Genomic DNA, 23681 nt, shown 5'->3' with positions numbered 1-23681 from the left:
AGAAAAAAATAACCAGGAATATGATTCCCAATATGCAGATTATCAGCAAAGATTGCGGGAATACAACAAAACCGTTAACGGGAAGGCAACGATTGTTTCTAATGGCAATACCAAGCTGGTTGGAACAACAGGGACCCCTAAATCCATTAAGTATTATTCTAATATGTCAGTAGTATCAACTGATACTGGTTACACTTCTTTGGGGCAGGTATCTTGGAACGATAATACTCAGATTCAAGGGGCTTCTGGTAAGGCTTCTCTAAATAAGCAATACGGAAAAGTTATGGATGGAGACATTAATAACTTTTACGATATTACCAATGCTGTTAGAAATAATGGAATCATTACCTTAACCAATGTGGCCCATGATCCTTACGGAGTTAACTATGATTTGAAATTAAGTTTCACGAATACAGAAACTGGTGGAAGTTCTATTCCTAGCAAGGTGATTATTGGAAGGGCTAATGATGACTCGATTGAATTTGATTATTATGGTGGTTTCCGTCAGAAGGGAATCAATATTTCTTCTATGCAGTTTGTCTATCATGGTACCAATATTGCAGTTCCCGTATTAGTTAACTCCTTGTTCTCCGATCTTGATTTTGGGCAAGGCTTTGATACTAACTTAGGTAATCAACTTTCATGGACTCCTAGTGGATCGTATGTACAAATTAAAGGAAATGAAGTCTCATCTGTTGCTGATCACGGTGCAGGTAGTGATTATGGTTATAACTGGGGAACTCATCATGGAACAACTGCGACAGACTTTACCGACTGGAATGGATTTCAATCGACTCCTCTTGGTACATTGGTGCTAGTTGGTTCTGGTCAGAATTTCTATTTCAATTATAAAACCGATAGTTTTGGTCATTTAGGAGATCCTACTAAGAATGAAACAGGTGACTATGATAGTGGTGTTCAATTCAATCTTTTTGGAAAAGGTGCTTCTTTGGCCCAATCACCAACTCCACCAATTCGTAAAACAACGCAGGTGCACTATTACAACGATGTAACTTTAAAACGGTATTATTTACGAACAATAAGCATTTAAACTAAAACTCGTCTGGTCAATGCTCTAAGCAACATAAGACTGTTTTGTATTATGTAGTATTCATGGTATAATTATGTATAGAAAAAGCAGAGCCGCTTTAAAGGCGGTGGCATTACATCAAAGCTTAAAAGATCGCCCTGAGCTCGCCAAAGTTAACAGGACGGTCTATTTTATTTCCGATTACTGAAAATAAACGTTAACAGTGCAATCACAAAGGTTGCGAAAGCTAACATTAGCGTAAGCGCTTGGTAAACGCTCATGGACTGTTATCCCTTTCAAGTGATTTTCCATAGGAACTCCACCTCCTGAGGAGTAGACAGCCACCGCCCATAAAACTTCTCTGCAATATAAAATTATAGCATGGTTAATTTTCTCAAGAAATAGGAATATTAATCCTGCTATTTTTTTGCGTGAGTTACATCGTGATGGTAGCTAATTTCTGTGGTCTTTAAGGTTGGCTTCTCAGGACCATCATAAATTGGGCCAGGAGTCTGAGGAATAATGGTTTGAGTAGTCGCCCAAGTTCCCTCGTCTCTAACTTGTGTTGCAGATTCAAAACGTAAGGTAATGCTACTTCCATTTAGACTAACTAAACCAGTACCCCAGTAAGTTTCACTAGAATTTCCGTCCCAATTATCGCCTTGCCATGTGGTTGAGGCTGATTGAGGAGAAGATACAGTTGTTCCATCATGCAAACCAAATACTAAATTACCTTTTCCATCATTGGCATAATCGTTAGTTGATGGCGATACTAACTGGTTCCCCATAACTTGAATTGAAGAACCAAGTAATGCAATTGGTGTCCCACCGTTTAAGACACTAACTGATTCAACATGCACTGGTGAACCATTCTTCTCTACCGTTCCAGCAGGTATATTACCGTAGGCAGCATTTAATGAAGTTATAGCTAAGAAGCCTGTTCCTGGTTCAATATTAATAGGATTCCCATCTTGACCGTAGAACGTTTCCTTTAATGTGACGCCATTTGAGCCCTCATACCAAAATCCAGCAGCTGGATCATCTTTAATGATAAGATAAGACTTACCATTTACCTTCATAGCATTGTGATTGAGATCAGAAAAAGTAAAAACAATTTTTGAAATTAAGTGTTTGTTCCCGTTGCCATCGGTATATGATGAATGGGTCAAATTATTATAAGTAACCTGAAGAACTTCACCAGTAATACTACTTCGAGTCTCATACAATTCACCTTTACCAGTTTCATTAAGCAAATCACTACTTGGAGTTAAGAACGATGATACATAATTTATGGTATGAGTTGCATTTGGTTCATGACCAAGAATTAGCTGTTGATTAATTTCAGAAGCAGATATCGTATTACCTGTTACATTGTGGGAAGCTTTCCAATCAGCGACTTCTTGCTGGTATTTCTGCTGGGCTGCTTGGTAAGCGGCTTCTTTATTAGCATAATCTTCGTTGTTATGAACTTGTGTAACGATAGCATTTTCGATTGAAGGAATTTGTCCATCGGTATCCTTTTGAATCTTGTCCTTCGTATTATTAATTGCTTGATCATCGCTAGCATCAACAGGAGCTTGTACATGATCGGCATCTTTGATAACTGTTAAGCCTGCCGTATTTTGAGCCTTTTGTACTGATGCATCAAGTTTTGAGGTATCACCCTTATAACCACTATAATCATCATAATTTTGCTTATCATGTTTATAGTTTGCAACCTTCTGATTGATCTCTGAAGCTTGGCTTGATTCATTTGCTTGAATATCTTGACGAGCTTTTGGCACGTCACTCTCTTGTACAGTTTGACTAACAGTTGGCTTATTTTCAACTTTCATACCAGCCTGTTTAGCAGCATTCACTGCATTATCAAGCGTACTGTGATCAACCGTTACTTGGTTGGTAACAGAATTACTACCTGAATTAGCAGTTGATTGCTGAGTTGGCGTTGCGTTAGCAGTTTGAGTTGTTGAAGCTGATGTTGTTGTATCAGCATGTACTTGACCTTGCGATAACGTAACCATCATTCCAACGATAGAAAGTCCTGCAACAGATGATGTTACTAACATCTTTCCTTTCTTATACAATTTATAGCGTAAGAAGGGCTTAGTGATTGGTTCAGCTTTTGTTTTTGAGCGAATAATCATAAGAATTTCTCCTTTTTCATTTATTTACAAGGAGAAATTTAATAGGTTATTTTCATAACACAACTTTTGCCAAGTAAAAATTCAAATTAAATATAGATAAGTCAAATCATTAATATTCGGAATTTAATAGCAAATTAAAGTTACATCGTAGTGATAGTTTACTGAGCTAGTCTTGCGAACAGGTGGAATTAACACTTTTGAGGTAGCAGATGGACCAAAGAGGTTAAACTGAAAGCCTGTCTCTTGATGTGAGGCACTGATATTCTTGAAGTTATCTAATGATGGACGGGTATCACTCATCCAACCGAACTCAACATTGAAGTGAGAGCCTTGCCCAACCATAAGGAATGTTCCTCGAGGTGTAGAATTATAGCCATCGTCTCCAGGACCAGCTCCATTAAAAGTACTGCCACTTTGCGATACTTCACTGTTTGAAGGAACATAAGATAATGCATTACCTAATGAAGTATCAATAAATTGATGGTTGTCCAAATCACCAAACGTTGAAATAACATTAACACTGCTAGGTGTCATTGAACCATGTTTAGTAAAGTACAGGTTGCCGATTTTAACATTGTTCACCATGAAGCCACCATAGCCATCAAACTCGATTGAACCATCTGATGACGGACCAATCACTAAATTAGTAGGGTCCTCTTCGTTACCAGTATCTGGTACACCAGCATTAGCCAATTGTAAATGTAGATCATACATATCCCCGTATTGATCCTTTGCAGCGTTTGTAAGTGTTATAGTTCCATTATTTCTTGCTACATCGGTAATGTTGTAGAATCCAGCTGTTCCATAGGAAGGAGCCATTTGACCAGGGGCAATATATGCTGGCCCATTTGCGCCAATCAATTCACTATTACTGTGCCAACCGATATCCTGCATAACTGTATCGGAGGCATTAATACCAATAACAGTCATGGCTTGGTAATAGGCTGTGGATCCATCGGGACCAGAATGACCAACTAATTTCAACGGCCCACTTTGTGCGATCACTGGTTCGGAATTGAGGGTGTTTAATTTCTGTTGATATTCCGCATAGTCTGAAGCGTATTGTTGGTTGTTTTGTTTCTGAGTAACTAAAGTAAAAGATATGTTTAATTTTTCTAATTAATTTGCCTAAAATTTCTATTGTTATAATCTAGAACGATAGAGATAATTTTAGAATTCTGCCTTAATTTTGCGTGAGTTACACAAGATAAAAATAACCAGGAGTATGATGCTGCGTACAAGGATTGGCAATCCAAGAACGCTGCTAATGAAGCTAAATACCAATCCCAAATGGCTGATTACCGTCGTAAACTTGAAGAATATAATCAAACGGTTAATGGTAAGCCAACAATCGTAGCAAATGGTAATACAAAACTTGTAGGAACTCCAGGAACTCCAGGATCAATTGGTTATTATTCTGGTATGGCTGTGGTGTCGACTGATTCTGGTTATACCTCCTTAGGTCAAGTGTCATGGAATGCTAACACTTCTTTAATCGGTTCTTCAACGAAAGCTTCATTAGGTAGTGATCAAGGGAAAGTTGAGGATGGTAGCTTATCCGATTTCTATGACATTACCGATGTTGTAAAAAATAATGGCACCATCACCTTGACCAATGTGGTTCATGATGCTTATGGAATCAACTACGATTTGAAACTTGGCTTCACCAATACAGCGGAGGCGACTGATCAACGTGGTAAAAAGAGTCAGGTAATTATTGGACCGGCTAGCGATGGATCAATTGAATTTGACTTTTACGGTGGCTATGAAGGTGCTAATGCAGGGTTAAATATTTCATCAATCCAATTTGTTTATCATGGTACCGATGTGGCAGCACCGGTGCTCATAAACTCGTTATTCTCTGATCTGGATAATCAACAGTCATTTAACACTAATCTAGGGAATTTAATTTCATGGACGCCATCTAACTCTGGAGTAACTATTACTGGAGATGATTATTCAACTAGCCGTCAGGATGGCACTACCGGATTTGAATCGTCTCCAGAGGGAACTGGAGTTATGGTAGGTAAGGGTTCTAACTTCTACTACCACTTCTATACTGGTACTCATAACGGGCGACCAGCTGATACTGGTGATTTTGATAATGGTACGCAATTCAACCTGTTTGGTAATGGGGCATCATTGGCCCAATCACCAACACCACCAGTTCGTCAGTTTGATCCTGCGCCGACTCGAAAGACAACTTCTGTTCATTACCATAACGATGTAACTTCTTAAAAAGCAGCAATCTCCCCTCACTTAGTATAGTTAGGAAACTGCTGCTTTTGTTGTCGCTCTAAGAAAGTCGAATCATATTTTCTAAAATCTTTTGGTTATCTCGAACCTCTAATTCCTTCACAATATGCAAGTAAGTCTGTTGAGTAGTGATAGTATTGGCATGACCAAGACGTTTTGCCACACTTGGAATTGAAACTCCGTCATAAATTAAAAGTGAAGCATGAGTGTGTCTCAGACCGTGAATTGAAATAGTTTCGATTCCTGCTCGCTTACAATAGGCTCTTAATCGGTAATTAATTGTTGAAATATACACCCGACGATCATGAGGAACAAATATTGGCCGCTGAGGTTCCTTACCTTCAACTAATTCTTGTAGTTGATCAGATACAATCGGGTCAATTCCAATAGTGCGGTTCGAAGATTTATTCTTTGTTGGCTGAAAACTTCCCACTGCTGATTTATAATCCCAAGTTTTATTAATCGTGACCGTATGATTATCAAAGTCAAAATCTTCTGGAGTTAGCCCTAATGCTTCTGCACAACGCATACCTGTTTTGGCAATTAATAGGATCATCCAGTCATAACTGACTTCCGGACCAAGTTTAAGTTGATTAATCAGACGCTTTAAGTCTAACAGATTTAAGTACTTAGCCTTTTTCTTGCGTGGCTGTTTTCCCTTTAGAATAAGGTGCCTAGTGGGATCATGTTCTAATAAGCCGTCCTCAATTGCGTCCATAATTGCCGCTTTACAATGATGGTGAAATACTTTAACCGTTAAATACTCATGCTCTTCAGCATACTCATTAATGAATTTCTGATAAATATAATGGTTCAGTTCATTTACTCTTACACCATGTAATCTACGTTGAATTTCTCGGTGAGTTAAATAATATTTAGCCAACGTAATCGGCCGAACCGATCCCTCTTTATACATATGAATCCATTTATAATAGTAATCTTCAAATAACATAGAACTTGAGTTCATAAAATAACCTCTTTCATTATAATTTACTTCGTTTTGAAGCTGACCATATGAAAGCAAAAAAGAGAACGTCTGGCAACGTTCTCCTATAATTAGATAATATTTACAAATTTATTATTCCATCTGAGAGCAAATGAAGTGATCAACTATACGTTAAAGTAATTTTCATTAAGGCTGAGAGGTAAATTTATTTTTCTAGAAAATGGTATTTATAAATATAGCTATTAATCTTGGATTCTAGATCATTATAAGCATTCTTAAATTGATTTAAATATTTTGATTTTCTGCCATTATTCATTAGGCGTCTTATCTGTTCCCATCCGGCGTCCCAATTCATCAAATTTAATTCAGGATAATCTTCGTCTAAAGTTTTACGCTGTTCAAAAGTATCCTTTATAACCTTTTTAGCTATATCAAGAACTTTTATACCATCCGGCGTAACATTTGATCGATTTTTTTGTATCCAATTATAAACAAATCTTTCATTATCATCATTAATTGAAAATCCCATATTAGCATAGTGACTTTTTTCAGCTAATTCAGCTATTTCTGCTTTACTAAGCCAAAATAGATGATTTTTTATATTGTATTCTTTTCCGTTATAAACAAACTTATTCAAGGAAGTTGCTAAATTTTTATCATTAAAAATACTGTAGACAACCATATCAGTTACAATTGATCGTTTTCCTAAAAAGTCACTTTTTGGCCTATTATACCCATCCTTATTGTTTATCCAAGAATGTTGTGTTGCCCGTCTAATTGCAAAATTAACCATTACCCTTTCAAAATTATTTTTTGTTATTGCAGTACCACGTTGCTTACTAAAATTAGTGGAGAACAAGCCAGTTTCTTTATCGGCGTATTCAACATTGTTTCCCTTAAACCACGCATATCCAATAGCATTTTTAGGATAATATAAAACGGGATCTGATTTTGAAGCAGTAAATGCTCCGGTTACTAGTGGAACATTATTCTTCCAATTTTCTGTGTTTTTTCGTATATCAATTTCTTTTACCCAATCCGATAATGATTTTTCTTTAGGAACTGAATATATAGTATGTTGACCCAACTTAATAATTCCCATTGGGTTACTTTTTTTCACTTGAAGCTCGAAAGACTTAGGAATATTCTCATTTTTATCTTTACTATTTAATAAAGTAAATGATATTCCCCAATTAGTAGCTGTATCAGAAAATTCTCCTGCATTAAATAAGAAGCCATCAACATAGTTGAAATTTGAAAATATTTTATGATTCAACGCTTTGAAATAATTGTTGGATGTTAGATACTGAGAATTACTAAAATATGCAATGATAACTTTGTCTAAGTTAAACTGCTCTTTTAATTTAACAGCACGATAAAAGAATTGACAATATAAATTTTCCGATGCATGTCCAATATTATCTTTTAACATTTGTCTATTTACCGCTGTTTTTGCTATGTTCGTTTTACTTTTCTTTCCACTTGTATTACCAGATGAACCATACGGTGGATTAGTAAAAAAGATTATTGGTTTATTATTTTTTATAGCGTTAACAAGTTCAGGGGCCTTTTTATTTAACTTTGATTGATCTATATTTGTGGATGACAGATTTGGATCATCATTTAGAAAATCATATTGGAATGCAACGTTTGATTTGTTATAATTTTTACCAATCTGCAATTCATTACCAAATAAAGTTGAAGAAAATAAATGTTTAAACTTATAATCCCGAGTAAGATTTTTTGAACCTGCTGCGTTGTCCCATACATAATATTTTTCTTTCCAATCTTTACCAAGATGTTTATCCAATAATGCTATAGCCTGATTAGTCCAAATCGTTGGTGTCCAATATTCCCCACTAAATCTACGATTTGTTTCTTCAAGTAAGACATCACCAACGGCAGTAATATCTTTTATTTCACTTACTGAATAATTGGTATCAAATCGTGAAAAGAATGCATACCAATTACGACCATTTACTATATATTTTCTAAAGGTGTTATCTTTATCATTTAATATAGTTACTTCGTTATTCCTTAATATAAAATGATCATGATCAGTTAATGCTTGAATAAACATACCTACTAACTCTTGATTAGTAGCAACTTTAGTCCTTTTCTGGGTAACGAGACGTAAAAATTCATCATAGACGCCACGTATATTTGCCTGGTTGACGGGAATTTTCTTCAAATTCTCGGCGTTTTCTGTGCTTGCCAGGTCTGCTACTAAACCTAAAACATCATTCAGATTAAAATCTTTAGAACGTAAGTCGTAAACATATGGATTTATGTTTCTATCTTGATCCAGCTTATTGAATAATTCAATAGGTTCCCCCGTATCATAAGCAGCACGCGGATTTCTACTCCAATCAATGTTCAGCCTTAAATATGGATACAATATTCTTGCATTGATAACAAAGACCTGATTTGCATCAGCAGCTAATACCACATTGGGCATTATTAAGTTAAGCTTATTCCCATTTTTGATATGCTGTTCAATCTTTTTTAGATAGTAGATCACTTGAGCAAGTATCCGCTCTTGCTTACTACGTTTATCCAAATCTATATCATCTTTAAACTCAGTAAGTAAGCTTAAGGCTACAGTTATATCACGGACAAACATCATTCCATCCGTTTCTAATAATTTAGCCATTTGAGTAGAGTATTGCTTGTTTGGTTCTGCAAAGCAATAATTAAGAACGTTAAACCATTGGCCCTCAACAATATTTTCTTGCCTGACACCCTTTATTGATGACTTTATTTTAAGAGCATTCAAGAATTCTTTTTGCCTTGTTTTCGGGTAAGGGAGCCAATTTACAACTGATTGGTTAGTATTTTTGTGGTTAGTTCTTTTGTCATGTTTATCTTTCGTTGCGTTATAGAAATTACCGACAAGACTTCGACTCACCTAGTCCACCGCCTTTCGATAAGCGATGGCCTTCTTATTGGTTACAAGTAAAGTTTTCGCTAATACGGTAATTAGGGGTGAACTTTTACCCCCCCCATCAATTTCTTAACGATGTTAATAACACTATTCATCTTATTCACCTCATAAATGTTAAATCATCTGAAATTCTAACATGCTCAATCTAAAATAAAAAGCTACCGTAATATATAGTCTTAACGGTAGCTCTTATCCTGGTTCCCAGTACGGATTAAATCTAAAATATGAAGATCAATTTTATTATTACGAATTTGATAAACCAGAACCCAATTATCATCATACTGACGATCAACATGTAATGCACGTAAATCCTTATATTTACCGTGTAGTTTGTGATCCTTATGTTTTTTGATCAGTTCTTCCTTAGCATCGGCAACTAGAAGCTTGATAACATGTTTTAGCTTATCCATATCATAATGTTTTCGCTTAAGACGTTTGTAATTACGTTTAAATTCAGGAGTTCGATTAATAATCAATGTTAATCTTCCTCCTAGTTATCAAGGTCATCAAATAGCTCATCGACAGAGTTAAATGATTTGTAATTACCATCTTTTAGTTCCTCTATCGAACGATCAAGACTTGCTGTTTCATTAGTGACCTTAAATGGAATACCATTAGTTTTGATAACTTTCTTTAAGTAAATTTTGATACCAGTCGAAAAATCCATTCCCAAATCAGTAAAAACGTCTTGGGCATCATCGTGGGTTTGTTCATCAAGCCGTAAACTGTATGGCTTAGTCATAATCATCACCCTTTCTGTATGTATATTGTAATACATGAAATATACAAAGTAAATAAAAAGGCTCCCTAATGGGAGTCTTTTTGCTTGGCTTGGTAAATAATTGATGGATTCTAAGAAGTTTAATTAAACTTACGCAAGCCAAGGAGTCCAGCGAAGGCTGATACTAAACCTAATCCAACAATTGCAGTTGAGTTGTTGTTACCAGTTTGTGGTAATGTCTTGGCATCGGCATTCTTCTTAGCAGAAGTTTGGTTACTATTAGTACCTTCAACATTGTTGGAAACAACACTTGAAGTTCCATTACCGCTAAAGGCAACCTTGTCATTTACAGCATTAGTAGTTGAACCATTAGTAGACGTTTGACTAGCTGGTTGACTGTTGCTACCTGGAGTTACAAATGAAGCAGCATTCTTAGCAGCAACCTTTACATTAGCCTTAACGATAGCTGAAGAGCCATCTGGGAAGGTTACCAATACATCTTCTGTGTAGTTACCAGCATGTTGAATATCAGCAAGGACTTGTGCCCGGTTAGCCCAGGTTGCAGTAGTCCCAGCTGGTAAATCAGCAGCAGAGCCATTACCAGTAGCAGCCAAGACCATCAAAGTCTTATTAGTAGCACTGTGAAGGTTAACTGGAATTACAAGGCTATTAGCCATTTGTGGTTCTGGTAATTGATCACCTTCGGTTAAGTTAATTGGGTTAACAACTACCTTGTTAGCGTACTTTTCAGCATCAGACTTCAGAGCTTCCTTAGCAGCGGCCAAGTTAGCTTCAGCAGTTTGTTGCTTTGCCTTAGCACTAGCAAGTTTTTGTTGAGCAGCAGCTAAAGCATCATTAGCTGATTGAACAGCACTTGCTAATGGAGCAAGCTTTGCCTTAGCAGCGGCTAATGCTTGGTTAGCACTAGCAACTTTAGCTTGAGTATCCTTAACTGCTTGTTGAGCCTTAGCAAGTAATGCCGGAGCATTTTGTAAATCAGTTAAGTTTTGCTTCAAATTGGATAGCTTGTTAGTATCCTTAGTTACTTGAGTTTGAGCACTCTTAACATTTGCTTGAGCCTTAGTTAAGGCATCGTCAGTATCTTTAGCATTAGCTTGCTTAGTAGTCAAGTCATTATTAAGAGATGCTAATACTTGGTTAGCGTTATCCAGGGCGGTTTGAGCGTCCTTAACTGCTTGTTGCTTAGTTTGTAAGTCAGCAGCATAGTTATCAACGTTCTTTTGTGCTTGTTCTTGAGACTTTTGGTCATTAGCTAACTTAGTTTGGTCACTAGTAAGTTTATTTTGAGCATTAGTTAAAGCAGCAGTAGCAGAGTCAAGATTACCTTGAGCAGTCTTTACGTTAGCGTTTGCTTGATCAAGAGCTGCTTGAGCGTCTGTAACCGCTTGGTTCTTAGTATCAAGGTTCTTTTGTGCTTGTGTTAAAGCAGCAGTTTCAGTAGACAGCTTACCTTCTGCTTCGCTAGCAGCATCCTTAGCATTATCTAAAGTCTTTTGAGCATTATCAACATTAGCTTGCTTAGTCTTAAGATCAGCTTGGTAAGCATCAAGGTTTTGCTTAGCTTGACTTTGAGTAGTCTTAGCATCATTCAACTTAGTAGTAGCTTGGTCAAGTGCTGATTTAGCAGTACTCAAGTCATTTTGTGCATCTGTAACCGCTTGTTGAGCAGCACTAGCAGCATTTTGAGCATCAGTTAAAGTACTCTTGGCAGTAGTTAAATCTTTTTGAGCTTGATCATTAGCAGCCTTAGCTTGATCATATGCTGATTGCTTGGTAGTTAAGTCTTGTTGTGCAGTGGTTAACTGGTTCTTTAATGCTTCAACATCAGGAACAGTGTAAGATTCCGAGTTGTCCTCTGAACTACTTCCCATATCATAATGAGTATTGTAATAGTTATCAATATCAAATCCTAAAGTACCTGTATCTTCATTATTGATATTAGCAAATGAAGAAGCATGTCCCCAAGCAGATGATCTATCAGCAAACAACATGGAAAGAACATCATCATAAATTAAATGTTTTAAATCATTAACATTTTGCATTTTCCCCTTTGGAAGTGCGTATCCGTCACGTAAAACATAATAGTTTTCAGTAAAGAGCGGGTTAGTTAATCCCATATTTTCTGCAGTCCAACCATCTGTACGATCAAGAAGCGAATGGTCATGGTCACCCTTAGAATAAGCATTCCAATTATCTGCATTATACCCATCAACAATTTTATGTGCCAACGCAACAGAATTAGCAGTAACCTTTACATCTTGTGATCCCAGCTGATCACGAACTTGATTAATTAATGATGCAGTATAAACACTTAATTTTTTACGGGTATTTTGATCCAAGTTAGTAACATCAACCATTACCTTCTTTTCTGCTTCATTGTCTTTATAAACGTTATTACTAATACCAGTCTTTGCAATATTATTTAAATCATCAGAATATTGTTCCCAATTACTAGATTCACCATGGGTTAAAACATTCTTTAATGCATCACCATATCCATCAGGTACAGTAATCGTGTTGAAATTACTGATTTGATCATTTAAGTCATCAACCTTGTTTTGGGCATCATTCTTAGCTGTAGTTGCAGAATCAAGTGCTGATTGAGCTTGGTCAGCAGCGGTAGTCTTAGCAGTTACATCTGATTGAGCATTAGTAGCAGTCTTTTCAGCTGCATTTTGGTTATTAGTAGCATCGTCCAAAGCACCTTGCTTTTGATTAACGACTTGTTGAGCAGCATCAACAGACTTTTGGTCATTATTTACTTGAGCAGTTGCGTCATCGTATGCCTTTTGAGCCTTACCAGAATCACTGCCATCAAGAATAGCCTTCGCATTGTCATAGTTACTTTGAGCATCACTCTTAGCCTTGTTCTTAGCATCAAGATCAGCCTTAGCATTATCAACGTTCTTTTGAGCTTGGTCACGAGTGTCTTGTGCTTTTTGAGCATCATTTTGAGCATTCTTAACCGCATCTTCAGCAGGCTTTACCTTACTTTGCGCATCAGTTAAAGCTTGTTGTGCTTGGTTCTTTGCATTAAACTTCCCAGCAATATCTTGTTGGTCATTAGTAATAGTATCTTGGTCAGCCTTAACTTGAGCCTTAGCATTATCCAATGCTTCTTGAGCCTTACCAGAATTGCTGTTGTTCAAAACATCCTTAGCATTATTAAGGTTAGTCTTGGCATCATTAACCGCCTTTTGTTGATCGTTAACCTTATTTTGAGCATCAGTAACATCGTTCTTAGCTTGGTCACTAGCTTTCTGAGCAGCCTCGACTGCCTTTTGAGCATCAGTAACCTTTTGGTTATCTTGATCAATCGTCTTTTGTTGATCACTGATTGCATCCTTAGCCTTTTGAATATTTTCTGGTGTAGCGTTATCAGCATTCTTTTGTGCTTGTGATAATGCAGCATTATTAGCGTCTAATTGACTTTGAGCAGAGTTAGCGGTTGCTTGAGCATTGTTAACTACTTGTTGTTGAGCATCAGCCGCCCCTTGAGCACTAGTAACATTGGCTTGAGCATTGTTAACATCATTTTGTGCATTGTTAACGTCTACAGTTGCTTGACTAGCTTGTTGTTGTGCTTGATCAACTGCTGCTTGTTTAGCTACATGATCAGTTGCTTGTGATTGAATTGTGACATCGCTATTAGTTGTATCAGCCTTTACAGTTTCGTTAGCAACAGAAACCCCAGCTACAGTAGCAAGACCAACTCCAGTTAAACTTAAAATCTTTTTAGTATCTACTTTTTTAGTCATCATTAATACCCTCCTAATAATAAACTACTTAATTCCCATTATTTTCATTCATCTTAGTAATTATAATCCTTAATAGCGTAGATTGCTTGGCTTTTATCCCTTCAGTAAAAGTATCTAATACTTCTCGAGTGTAATAAGTTACTTCTGTTTGTTTTAATCCTTGTTTAACCACCTCTGCAATTTCATCTTGAACTATTTCAAACATTTCATCTTCAGTTCTAATGTTCCGAAGTAATTGGAGAAAGTCATCGTGAGGAGTTGGAATGTCGTCAACCCTTAGTAAAGTATCATAAAGCTTTGCCAATTTAGACTTCATAGCCTTAGGAATCTTAGAATAATCTTTTTTCCATCGGAATATCTGAAGCCTTTTAACCTCTAATAATTCTGCTAATTTATCAGCAGTTAAAACTTTTCCTTTCTCATCTAAAAAATTTCTCCAATTATTCAGTAATTCAATAGCCTTCTCCTCTATATCATCCGCATCGTTCTCTTCGCTAACGGCAACTCCATTGCCAGCTAAGTCATCATACAATTTAGCTAAACTAGTAATCATTGCGTCAGTCAATTCAGAAGTATGTTTTTGATAATGTGAAAGCTCTTTATCTGAAATTCCTAAATATTTTGTTAGATCCTTTTCGGTTAAAACACGAAAATCATCTTTAAAAAAGCCATCAGGATATTTCAGAATTCTTCGTGCCTTACCTCCTTTAGTTAACACCTTATCACCTCGTTCCGTTTACACTTATTATAATATCACTATTTGATATTATTTCAATAGTTTTTTAGTATCTTTTTATATCTTTTATTTAAAAATAATAGCAGCAAGCGAGAAAAGCTTGCTGCTTAGCTGTTATGCAAAGAATATATCCCCTTGTCTTTTATTAAACACCGGAAATGCATCCTTAATAATAGTTAAAATACTAGTGTTCTTTGTCTTGGTTGCTTGATTTATGTTTTGCGGTAGTATCCCAAATATAGCAAATCGACCAAACAAGATAAGTCGATAAGCTCACGAACCAAGCTTCAACCCAATACATAAAGCTATTAGTTATGGTTATATTATCAATGGTTTTTGACACTTGCTTTAATTGCGGTTCTATTGACTTTAGAAAGGCAGAATAGTTAATTATTATTTCGCAACAACTTAGAAAACTTATAAGCAATAGTATGGTAAAAAGCCATCGAACTATTGTTTTTCTCTTGTCATGCAAAAATTGTATAAAATTTTTCATAATCAATACCAACCATTAGCTTGCCAAAATTGTTGAGCAGCAGTCCAGGAGCCGTATCGACCTTGAACATATTGATCAGCTACTTGTTCTTGATGAGCTGGTGAATAATCACCACCTAAGTAGGCAGATGACAATTGGTATTTACCAATATATTGGCCGTTTCGAGCATTGTAATTGCCTCCTGATTCACGACCAGCAATCCATGCCTTGGCCGCTGCTTCATTACCTGAAACTGGTGAACTATAACTATTATTGTTGTTTACACTAGCGGTTTGAGCACTTGTAGTAGTTTGATTTGCTGTAGCTGAATTAGAAGTTGTCGTTGAAGTAGCAGCAGATTGAACATTATTAGCTGCTGGTAATGATCCTGTATCGTTAGTTTGCCCGTCATCTGGATTAATCTTCAATTGCTGGCCCACAATAATTGTATAGTTAGCGTCTAATCCATTGTCTTTAGCAATTTGCTTAATTGTCGTATTGTACTGCTTAGCTAAAGAACTAACTGTATCACCTGCTTTAACCACAACAATCTTAGTAGCTGAATCAGTATTTTGTGCTTGATTGCCGGTATCAATCGTTTGACCAGCAATGATCTTGTTTGGATTAGCAATATGATTCCGAGAAGCCAAGTCATTAACAGTTGTTTTGAAGCGTGGTGCTAGAGCAGATAAAGTGTCGCCTGGTTTCAGTTGAACCTGATCAGCATGTGCAACTAATGCATTACCGCTTTGAGCCAATAGCATACCAGCTAAGGCTGCTGTTGATAATAAATATTTGAACTTTGACTTACTTCTTTCCATAGATTTAGTACCTTCCTTTTCTAGTAGTCTGTTTGTATTATTTCTACCGAAAAGAAAAGATCAACTTCTGCCACCCCAAAAGTTAGAACAATAAATAAAAAAAGGGCTACTTACTAATAACCCTTTTACTTCTTATGATTATTTATCATAGTGATATTTAAGTTGCACTATTTGTATTTCTGTACTTGTTACACCATATACCATACGGTGCTCACTATTTAGCTTACGAGACCAAAAACCAGACAAATTATGTTGTAAAGGTTCTGGCTTACCAATACCAGTAAATGGATGACGAATCGTGTCGCTAATAATCTTATCTATTCGCTTTACCATTTTTCTATCATCTTTTTTCCAAGCTAAATATTCCTGCCAAGCATCCTGCGTAAAATTAACATTAAGCCTAGTCATTAGTGTTAGCAATCCTTTCAAACTCCTCAGGAGTCAATAAATGATTTTTTTCAGGATCACCCAACTGATTAATTGAATGCGATAATGCTTTCTGATTGGCCTTGGTTCCTAATAAATAATTAGTTTCTTGCCAAGAGTTGTATTCTTTCTCTGAAATCATGACTACGTTTTTCTTTTCTGGTCGGGCAACGATAATTGCTTCACCGTACTCTGCCACATCATCGGCATATTTCTTGAATGATTTTCTAAAATCTTTGGTAGTAACTGCTTGGATCATAGTATCACCTCAACTTTAGTATATCAGCTCTTCTAATATTTGTACATAATTGTGTACAAATATCTATATTCATAGATGATTTCCTATAGACTTTCCCATATCTGAGTAAAATCCTCTTCCTCATCATTTTTTTTAATTTACACAAGAATACACTAGAATACACTAAATTCTAGTTGATTTTCGTGTATTCTGTGTCCGATTTAGAAAATGTTAGACAATTTTTTGTTAGCATAATAGAGCCGTCCGTGCAACTCCTACATGAACTACACACCGACTAAAGTCGGTGGTTTCTGGGAACGCGAAGTAGTATTTAGGATTGTTCGTCTGGTATTCCAGATACCTAACTTACAGAACTTCGCTATCTTACCAAGGCTAGTCCCTAGCCAATAGCTTTTAATCCTTTATGCAGGATATTAACTGCTGCATTAATATCCCGGTCGTGATGAATACCGCACCTCGGGCATGTCCATTCCCTGATTGCGAGAGGTTTCTTGCCACTACGGAATCCACAATGCGAACAGATTTGACTGGTGTAGTTTGGTTTCACCACGACTAATTGTTTGCCATACCACTCGCATTTATATTGCAACATCGTTCTAAACTGGTACCAACTGGCATTGGCAATTGCCTTAGCTAAGTGGTGATTCTTTTGGAGATTCTTGGTTTTCAAATCCTCAATGACAATCACATCATATTGCTTAACTAAATCCGTCGTTAGCTTATGCAAGTAGTCTCTACGTTGATTAGCAATCCGTTGTTGATGACGAGCCTTCATTACTCTAGCCCGTTGCCAATTCTGGTAATCATCAAGTTCCAGCTTCACGGTTTTATGATTATGATTCCACTGTCGAACAGCCGCATTAGCTCGGTGACGGCGCTTAGCGTAGCGACTTTGCCACTCAGTAGCTTGCTTTTCTAACCATCTAGCATTGAAGGCCCCATACTTGATTCCATCAGAGCTGATGGCTAAATCAGCAACGCCAACGTCTAAGCCAACCGTTTTTCCAGTCTTTGGCAATTGATCAGCTTCAGCTTCAACTTGCAGTGATAGGTAATAACGACCCGTTGGGTCATGGCTGACCGTATAACGTTTAATTTTAACGTTCTGAAGCTGACTAGTTTTACTAGTTTTGATATAACCAAGTTTGGGTAATTTTAGATACCGTTTAGCCGCAACAAAGAGTTTTGATTTTCCGGTATACGACTGATGAGAATTCCGCCGGCTTTTGAAACGTGGCTGTCCTCCCTTATGTTGGAACAGCATCTGAAATGCCTGATCTAAATTATGATTAACTACTTGTAGGCTTGTTGAATCGCTTTCTTTTAAAAATGGATATTCTTGCTTCAAAGTTTTTAACAAAACATCCATTTGATAGCCATTTACAAAATGACTACTTGGATTGTTTTGATAACGGCTTCTCACCATTGCCAACATTTGATTCCAAACGAAACGGTCATTGCCAAACATTTGCCATAGTTGTGCTTGTTGAGCTTGGTTTGGATACAAGCGTAGCTTAATTCCTTTAATAACTTTACTCATTAACTGCTCACCTCTTTTCTTAGAAAAATTATATCATTAGCTGGCATTCATCCCATGAATAAAGTCACGGGCTTTCTGCCTAACAAATTAAGTAAAGGAGGTGGTACCGTGACAAGCGTCTTTCTTTCAGCAGTTTTGAGCCTTCTGGGCTCTTTGATAACTGCACTTTTCGCTGATTGGCTTCGTCGGCGGAAATAATTTCTGACGGCATGGAGCGCAAAATAATAGCCACTCAACTATGGGCGTAGTTGGGTGGCTTTTTTGCACCATGGCAAATATCTTTCTTTCAAATAAATTATAACATGGTTGTGCCGAAAGTGCATTAGGAAGGTGTTTTGTCTCCCCCCCCATCTGAATTTGAGCTTCGAAGATTAAGCGTTGAAGTGACCAGCGCAATTCTGATTGATGGTCATTCATGTTCGTGAACTACTCGGCCATAAATGACCGAGTAGTTCACCCGTTCTTTGATTTGTTTGTCAATTCCTTGATTCAACAAAAGCAAGGTTTCTTTAATGGCATTCTAATTATTTTTATCCATAGTTAGTTATTTCTCCTTACGCAACACATAATTATGTATATTCATTATAAAATAAAACAACTAGTCTCTATCAAAAAATTCTCGCCAACTCTCTAAGAGTCAACGAGAACCTTAAAATTATCCAATTGGTTTTACATTCCCAGTAGCATAATTAATCAAAATATTATTCTGCACGTTAGGCACGAAAACATTAAATTCTAAACTGCCATCTTTTGATTTTGCTTCGATATGAGCACCTGAGGGGACAATATTATTACTATCATACACATCAGTTACCCGATAACGTACTTGTTTACCTTCATCTAGTGCTTGCCGTACTAATCCTTCATAGTAATTCTGACCAGTTGACTTAGGATTATTTGCTTCATTCGCCCAAGCGGTTTGCGTAGCAATATTTGCTGGATTAGATTCAGATGCATTAAAGCCTTTAATGCCACCAACTAGTGCATATCCCAACAAGTGGCCACGGTCATATGCATGTGAATAACCATTGGTTAAATGATAAACCTGTTTAAATCCGGCTGGCTTCCAATTAGTAACACCATTACCCGTTTGGTTCCGATTTTGGTACTGGCGGGTAGTTTTATTTAACCAGCTATCACCTTGCCAAGCTCGGCCACGACTATCTAAATGATTAACCGCGTAAGGAGCACTGTTAATATTAGTGTTTAGATTAGTCTGGTTGTTATTAACAACATATGCACCGTAACCATTCCATACGATCTGATTGCCAACTTGTTTTCTGACATTATCACTCAGAACGCTATCAGCTTGCCCTTTTGTAGGGAAGCTTTGAGCTTGGGGCTGTTGATGATAGTTTCGTTCAATCCGTTTTGTATAGTAATGTAAGTCTGCCTTTGACTGTTTATAATAAGCTCCCCATAATCCAATTCCTAAAATAATTGCTAGGAAGCCACCAACTCTTTTTACAAATCTCATTTATCTTCTCGCCTAGTTCAAAATTAATTGTGAATGGTCATTACTAATACTATAGATTTCCCCAACTTTTACATTATTTTTGGGAGGAAGAATAACCTTGGTTCGTTCATTAGAAGGAAAAAGTTTTACTTGAGCAACACCATATAAGATAAACTCGACTAATGCTAAATCCTTATCTTCAACTATTCCTGTCATATTAAAGCTCCTTTGGTTTATTAAAGCTTAAACTTAATTGCTTACCTACTTCTAAGCTCTTACTAGCAACATGATTAATACCAAATTTAATTTCTTGTTGTAATTTTGGTTCATACTTTTGCGCTAATTTAAACGATTGTGCATATAGGTTAGATCGTGAATGCTCTTCTAACCCGTTAACTACCTTTCGTTCCTCATCCGTAAACTTGAACGGCGGTTGTTCTTTTTTTAACGAGTGAGCACTTACCAGAATATACTTTGCAATCTTATTTTGAATTTGATCCTCTGAATTTTCCGGGTGTTCCTGTTCTAATTGCTTTGATACCACTTCTTCTAGTTTTTTATCATCAGCTTTAGCAAACTCTTTAGCTTTCTGCAGCTCATGAAGTGAATCTAAGTCATGATTATTATTAATCATGGCTTCTTTTAGATCAGGTACGCTATATACTTTGTCCGGGTACCAATGACCATTTTGCCGTGAGTAGGCTTGAATATGATCTACCTCTCGATACTTCTTAATTGCAATGCCTTTAGTATGTAAAGCATGAAGACTTATCAACTCAGGTAAGTTATCTCCCCATTTATCATAAGCAATTACTCTTGTCGGATTAGATACACTTAATTGTTTACCAGTAGTGCTAATAAGATTTTCTACTTGACGAGCATCTTGGGTCCACTTTCGTAATAAATCAATTGAGAAATTAGCTAATTGGGTTCGATCTTTAAGGATTTCTTGGTTTTGTCGTTCATCGCTAATATGGCGTTTTTGACTAATTGAAGTATCAACATTAAGAGCCTTTCGCAAGTGGTTAATTGCTGGAATATGATCAAAATATTCCGTTAGCTGTTTTCTTAGTTTTGGATTAAAAGCGGTAAATTGAACAGTCTTATAGTCGTCCTGGTTATGATTCAAATTACCTCTTAGACCGCACTGTTCGTAAGTATATACTTCAAACGCCCGAGCAAAAGCCTCAGAAGGGGTACTGAAGTATTCCAATTCTTTACTATTAACTCCCATTGCTTTTAGATTATCAGTATATTTCTGCAAGATATTAGCAAAATCTGGTTGTAAAGATAAAGTAGGAGCTTCAACAAAATTTTGTGGTTTCCGATAATCGAGGCTTAAATTTTTCCTTGATCCCAATTGATGATCTAAATAGTGACCATACTCATGGATAAATGAAGAAAAACTAGCTTCTTCTTTCTTATTTTCCTGGCGATCAGCATAAATTTCACTAGGCTTCCGGAAGTCAACAATAATGGTGTTAAGCATTGGTACATACATTCCAGCCGCTTTGTGATTACCTAACTTGCGTAATCGTAATACTGGCTGTTCCTTGTTTTCTGGCATTTTAGCCATCAGCCGCATCGCTTCATCTTCAAATTTTTTAAACAGGGCCAAATCAACATCATTATCTAATTCAATCTTATTAAAATACTGATGTAGGACTGTCTTATCCATAATTTGTTGGGTTGCCTTATTAATATTTTTCTTGGTTTCCCATGATTTAGCATGAACCTCTTTACCTAACTCGTGTTCATAACGCTGTTGACGAACAATATTATAGGTATTCTGTAGGTATTTATTAACAAAATTTAGTACATAAGTATCTCTCCTGTGAATTCCGTAAGAACGTTCACTGAATTTACGGTCAAGGCCATATTCAGCAACGAATTCTGGATGATTCTTAAGAAATTCATTAGCTAACTTCCTAAAGTTGTCATCTCCTGGTTTAGTGGCTTTAAGAAATTCATCATGATTTAATGTACCGATTAAATCCGGTTTAAAAAGAAATTCCCACTTTTTGCCACTATAAGTATGCTTAACAAATTTTTGCATTTGCGAGATAAATATGCCTCGAGGCTCATCAAATTCAGCCTTTGCCATTGTGTCAAATTGCCAATTCTGATACATATCCTTCAATAATTTAGCATAACCAACGGTGTAATTTAGATTACCAGTATACCAACTCACACCATCATTATTCCTATGCTTCCATTGATCACCTTGAGTACTCCAAGACTTATTATCCATATCCAAAGCCATATATTTGGTTCTGGTCTTGCCTTGTTCATCTTTGACTTGAAGTTCAAAGATATCCTTTCCTTTGGCACTACTACCAATCTTACTTTCACCGAGGGTCGTTCGTTTAACCGTAAGGACTTCATTTTCTAAGTGTGATAATTCTAAATAGTTTTTGATTGAATCAGTAATATCATTTTCTGACCAGTCACCATTTTTGTAGATGTAATTAGCAACCTTTCTAAAGGTAGTAAATGGTGTATCATTTTCTGTAATTGTCAGCGAACTTTGACGAGTTATGCCAAATTTCTTTTTCATTAAAGTCGTTAAAGGATTTTGAACCTCGCTCATTACTCTAGCCTACCCTTCACTTTCTTTTTTACCCTTCTCATAGAGAAAGTTTTGATGATCTTTGGTAATCCCTAATACCATGTACTTTCGCAGTGACGTACCTACTTCACTTCTAAACTTAATTTTGAATTTTTCTCGATTTTTGCTCGTGAGGACCACCCCTTCAGCAACCCCACTGCTAATCTTGGTAATGATTCCCAGATCAAACTGTCTGTTTTTACCCTCCATTTACACTTTGTGCACTCCTTTCAAGTGGTTTCTTAGGCAAAATATATTAAAAGAGTACGTGGGGCAACTTTCGCCATAATAAAAAAGACTGCATTTTGGCAGTCTTTTCTTCTAATTAATGTTTTTTCTTACAAAATCCGATAGCACCAATAATCATTAGCAAGCCTGCAAATGAAAGTATTAATCCAGTTTTTTGATTATTACCAGTTTGTGGTAGTTCTTGAACTGTGTAGTTGTCATTTCCAAAAAGCCGTTCCTGCAGGTTATCAGTATTCAATCCAGAATTAGCCTTCATGGACTGAACAACTGAACTAGATAAGACTGTTGATTGAGACAGCGAATTACTATTAAAAGAACCACTAGAACTTGTAGAGTCACTAACAGCAATTGATTGACTTTCTAAGGTACTGATCGAGGCGGTTAATGATTTTTACAGAAAAAATCCTCCTGTAATTATGTTTACAAGAGGAAATTTAATTAGTTTATTTTTTTATGCAACATTTGCCATAATTAAATTCTGTATTTTTTACCAAAACTAAGTGAGCCAATTGCTAACAACAAGCCCATAAATCCAGTTGCTAATGCTGTTTCGTTATCATTACCGGTATGTGGTAGCTCTTGTTGCGGTTCAATTTTTGGCTGAGTTGCCACAACTGGTTGAGAAACTTGTGATATTTGAACTTTTGGAGTATATGCAGCTGGTTCCTGAGAAGTTTGTGGGTTAACTGTTGGTTTGGTTGCTAACTTATGATAGCTAATCGTAACCTCGCTATCTTTTGATTCAGGAGTAACCAACAAAGAATCCACCTTATCAGATGTTGCTTCATACCCAGCAATAGTTTGAGGTGTATAGCTATCGAATTGATATTTACCATTATGATCCCAACTACCCCAAGTAGTCTTACCAGTAACTAAATCCTTAATACCGTGACGAGTAAAGGTAACCTGTTGTACTACTGGTTTGTCTGTTTCACCAGGTAGCTCAAGTTTGATCGTTCGCTTGACAGTCTTTGATTGACTTACAGTTTGAATATCATGATCACTGTTATCAAAATGATAGTTACCCTTTTCATCCTGTTTCCAGTCCATCCAAGTTTCACTCTTTTTAGTAATTACTTCTTGAACTAATACTTTTTGTTGATGATCAATACTTTTTTCAAGATGATTTTGTGATAACATGCACGCAACAAAAAGCATTACACTAAGAATAGATGTACTAACTGCTATATTTTCAGCTTTTGAATTTTCCTGCTGCTCCTGTTGCAAAATCATGAGTAAAAAAGCTAAACCTATAGCAGTAATCAAAAAAAGAAAAATCAATCCTATAAGA

The 23681-nt window shown here is 36.4% G+C and carries 21 protein-coding genes; 2 read left to right on the top strand and 19 right to left on the bottom strand.

Annotation, left to right across the window (positions count from 1 at the left end):
* The first annotated feature begins 52 nt into the window (after positions 1–52).
* The gene (locus N4627_RS03155; RefSeq protein ID WP_260964981.1) at positions 53–1051 is read left to right on the top strand and encodes a hypothetical protein; all 999 of its coding nucleotides are present in this window, start codon (positions 53–55) and stop codon (positions 1049–1051) included.
* Between the two features lie 170 nt (positions 1052–1221).
* Here N4627_RS03155 and N4627_RS09225 read toward each other — a convergent pair whose 3' ends face one another.
* The 3 genes from N4627_RS09225 to N4627_RS03145 all read right to left on the bottom strand — a co-directional run bounded on the left by N4627_RS09225 (position 1222) and on the right by N4627_RS03145 (position 4179).
* Positions 1222–1311 (bottom strand): putative holin-like toxin, encoded by a 90-nt coding sequence (locus N4627_RS09225; protein ID WP_390893940.1) that lies wholly within the window; start codon positions 1309–1311, stop codon positions 1222–1224.
* Positions 1312–1449: 138 nt separating this feature from the next.
* On the bottom strand, positions 1450–3174 hold the full coding sequence (locus N4627_RS03150) for a KxYKxGKxW signal peptide domain-containing protein (RefSeq protein WP_260964980.1): 1725 nt from the start codon (positions 3172–3174) through the stop codon (positions 1450–1452).
* A 123-nt stretch (positions 3175–3297) separates the two neighbouring features.
* Positions 3298–4179 carry a hypothetical protein gene (locus N4627_RS03145; protein WP_260964979.1) on the bottom strand — a complete coding sequence of 294 codons (882 nt, stop codon included), beginning with the start codon at positions 4177–4179 and terminating at the stop codon, positions 3298–3300.
* A gap of 285 nt (positions 4180–4464) precedes the next feature.
* Here N4627_RS03145 and N4627_RS03140 point away from each other — a divergent pair, with 285 nt between their 5' ends.
* On the top strand, positions 4465–5412 hold the full coding sequence (locus N4627_RS03140; protein WP_260964978.1) for a hypothetical protein: 948 nt from the start codon (positions 4465–4467) through the stop codon (positions 5410–5412).
* A gap of 58 nt (positions 5413–5470) precedes the next feature.
* Here N4627_RS03140 and N4627_RS03135 read toward each other — a convergent pair whose 3' ends face one another.
* The 16 genes from N4627_RS03135 to N4627_RS03060 all read right to left on the bottom strand — a co-directional run bounded on the left by N4627_RS03135 (position 5471) and on the right by N4627_RS03060 (position 23623).
* A complete protein-coding gene (locus N4627_RS03135; RefSeq protein ID WP_260964977.1) occupies positions 5471–6397 on the bottom strand; it encodes a site-specific integrase in 927 nt (308 codons plus the stop codon).
* A gap of 184 nt (positions 6398–6581) precedes the next feature.
* A complete protein-coding gene (locus N4627_RS03130) occupies positions 6582–9284 on the bottom strand; it encodes a hypothetical protein (RefSeq protein WP_260964976.1) in 2703 nt (900 codons plus the stop codon).
* 212 nt (positions 9285–9496) lie between these two features.
* On the bottom strand, positions 9497–9796 hold the full coding sequence (locus N4627_RS03125) for a type II toxin-antitoxin system RelE/ParE family toxin (protein WP_260964975.1): 300 nt from the start codon (positions 9794–9796) through the stop codon (positions 9497–9499).
* A 14-nt stretch (positions 9797–9810) separates the two neighbouring features.
* Entirely contained in the window at positions 9811–10062 is a 252-nt protein-coding gene (locus tag N4627_RS03120; protein ID WP_191912862.1) for a type II toxin-antitoxin system RelB/DinJ family antitoxin, read from the bottom strand.
* Positions 10063–10181: 119 nt separating this feature from the next.
* On the bottom strand, positions 10182–13823 hold the full coding sequence (locus N4627_RS03115) for an SEC10/PgrA surface exclusion domain-containing protein (protein ID WP_260964974.1): 3642 nt from the start codon (positions 13821–13823) through the stop codon (positions 10182–10184).
* Between the two features lie 25 nt (positions 13824–13848).
* The gene (locus N4627_RS03110; RefSeq protein ID WP_260964973.1) at positions 13849–14538 is read right to left on the bottom strand and encodes a hypothetical protein; all 690 of its coding nucleotides are present in this window, start codon (positions 14536–14538) and stop codon (positions 13849–13851) included.
* A 516-nt stretch (positions 14539–15054) separates the two neighbouring features.
* Entirely contained in the window at positions 15055–15852 is a 798-nt protein-coding gene (apf, locus tag N4627_RS03105) for an aggregation-promoting factor (protein WP_260964972.1), read from the bottom strand.
* Positions 15853–15990: 138 nt separating this feature from the next.
* Positions 15991–16260, bottom strand: coding sequence for a Txe/YoeB family addiction module toxin (locus N4627_RS03100; RefSeq protein WP_182580279.1), 270 nt, complete (start codon positions 16258–16260; stop codon positions 15991–15993).
* Positions 16253–16537 carry a type II toxin-antitoxin system Phd/YefM family antitoxin gene (locus N4627_RS03095; protein ID WP_260964971.1) on the bottom strand — a complete coding sequence of 95 codons (285 nt, stop codon included), beginning with the start codon at positions 16535–16537 and terminating at the stop codon, positions 16253–16255. The genes N4627_RS03100 and N4627_RS03095 overlap by 8 nt, the downstream gene beginning before the upstream one ends.
* 379 nt (positions 16538–16916) lie before the next feature.
* Entirely contained in the window at positions 16917–18077 is a 1161-nt protein-coding gene (locus tag N4627_RS03090; protein WP_260964970.1) for a transposase, read from the bottom strand.
* 655 nt (positions 18078–18732) lie between these two features.
* The gene (locus tag N4627_RS03085) at positions 18733–19554 is read right to left on the bottom strand and encodes a DNA/RNA non-specific endonuclease (RefSeq protein ID WP_260964969.1); all 822 of its coding nucleotides are present in this window, start codon (positions 19552–19554) and stop codon (positions 18733–18735) included.
* A gap of 12 nt (positions 19555–19566) precedes the next feature.
* Complete coding sequence (locus tag N4627_RS03080; RefSeq protein WP_191912870.1) at positions 19567–19749, bottom strand: hypothetical protein; 183 nt, start codon at positions 19747–19749, stop codon at positions 19567–19569.
* Between the two features lies 1 nt (position 19750).
* Positions 19751–22090: a hypothetical protein gene (locus N4627_RS03075; protein ID WP_260964968.1), complete on the bottom strand. Its 2340-nt coding sequence runs from the start codon at positions 22088–22090 to the stop codon at positions 19751–19753.
* A gap of 42 nt (positions 22091–22132) precedes the next feature.
* Positions 22133–22351: a hypothetical protein gene (locus N4627_RS03070; protein WP_260964967.1), complete on the bottom strand. Its 219-nt coding sequence runs from the start codon at positions 22349–22351 to the stop codon at positions 22133–22135.
* A 115-nt stretch (positions 22352–22466) separates the two neighbouring features.
* Positions 22467–22646 (bottom strand): LPXTG cell wall anchor domain-containing protein, encoded by a 180-nt coding sequence (locus N4627_RS03065; protein WP_260964966.1) that lies wholly within the window; start codon positions 22644–22646, stop codon positions 22467–22469.
* A gap of 215 nt (positions 22647–22861) precedes the next feature.
* Positions 22862–23623, bottom strand: a complete 762-nt coding sequence (locus tag N4627_RS03060; RefSeq protein WP_260964965.1) for a mucin-binding protein — start codon at positions 23621–23623, stop codon at positions 22862–22864.
* Between the last annotated feature and the right edge of the window lie 58 nt (positions 23624–23681).

Source organism: Limosilactobacillus vaginalis (genome assembly GCF_025311515.1).
In the GTDB taxonomy this organism is placed as follows: domain Bacteria; phylum Bacillota; class Bacilli; order Lactobacillales; family Lactobacillaceae; genus Limosilactobacillus; species Limosilactobacillus vaginalis.
Note: the sequence above shows the minus strand (reverse complement) of the source record. Positions and strands in the feature narration are given on the sequence as shown.

Coding starts and splice junctions, on each gene's coding strand:
- N4627_RS09225 (WP_390893940.1), bottom strand. CDS start 1,311: ATGAGCGTTTACCAAGCGCTTACGCTAATGTTAGCTTTCGCAACCTTT.
- N4627_RS03150 (WP_260964980.1), bottom strand. CDS start 3,174: ATGATTATTCGCTCAAAAACAAAAGCTGAACCAATCACTAAGCCCTTC.
- N4627_RS03140 (WP_260964978.1), top strand. CDS start 4,465: ATGGCTGATTACCGTCGTAAACTTGAAGAATATAATCAAACGGTTAAT.
- N4627_RS03135 (WP_260964977.1), bottom strand. CDS start 6,397: ATGAACTCAAGTTCTATGTTATTTGAAGATTACTATTATAAATGGATT.
- N4627_RS03120 (WP_191912862.1), bottom strand. CDS start 10,062: ATGACTAAGCCATACAGTTTACGGCTTGATGAACAAACCCACGATGAT.
- N4627_RS03115 (WP_260964974.1), bottom strand. CDS start 13,823: ATGATGACTAAAAAAGTAGATACTAAAAAGATTTTAAGTTTAACTGGA.
- apf (WP_260964972.1), bottom strand. CDS start 15,852: ATGGAAAGAAGTAAGTCAAAGTTCAAATATTTATTATCAACAGCAGCC.
- N4627_RS03100 (WP_182580279.1), bottom strand. CDS start 16,260: ATGACTAGGCTTAATGTTAATTTTACGCAGGATGCTTGGCAGGAATAT.
- N4627_RS03095 (WP_260964971.1), bottom strand. CDS start 16,537: ATGATCCAAGCAGTTACTACCAAAGATTTTAGAAAATCATTCAAGAAA.
- N4627_RS03090 (WP_260964970.1), bottom strand. CDS start 18,077: ATGAGTAAAGTTATTAAAGGAATTAAGCTACGCTTGTATCCAAACCAA.
- N4627_RS03085 (WP_260964969.1), bottom strand. CDS start 19,554: ATGAGATTTGTAAAAAGAGTTGGTGGCTTCCTAGCAATTATTTTAGGA.
- N4627_RS03080 (WP_191912870.1), bottom strand. CDS start 19,749: ATGACAGGAATAGTTGAAGATAAGGATTTAGCATTAGTCGAGTTTATC.
- N4627_RS03075 (WP_260964968.1), bottom strand. CDS start 22,090: ATGAAAAAGAAATTTGGCATAACTCGTCAAAGTTCGCTGACAATTACA.
- N4627_RS03070 (WP_260964967.1), bottom strand. CDS start 22,351: ATGGAGGGTAAAAACAGACAGTTTGATCTGGGAATCATTACCAAGATT.
- N4627_RS03065 (WP_260964966.1), bottom strand. CDS start 22,646: ATGAAGGCTAATTCTGGATTGAATACTGATAACCTGCAGGAACGGCTT.
- N4627_RS03060 (WP_260964965.1), bottom strand. CDS start 23,623: ATGATTTTGCAACAGGAGCAGCAGGAAAATTCAAAAGCTGAAAATATA.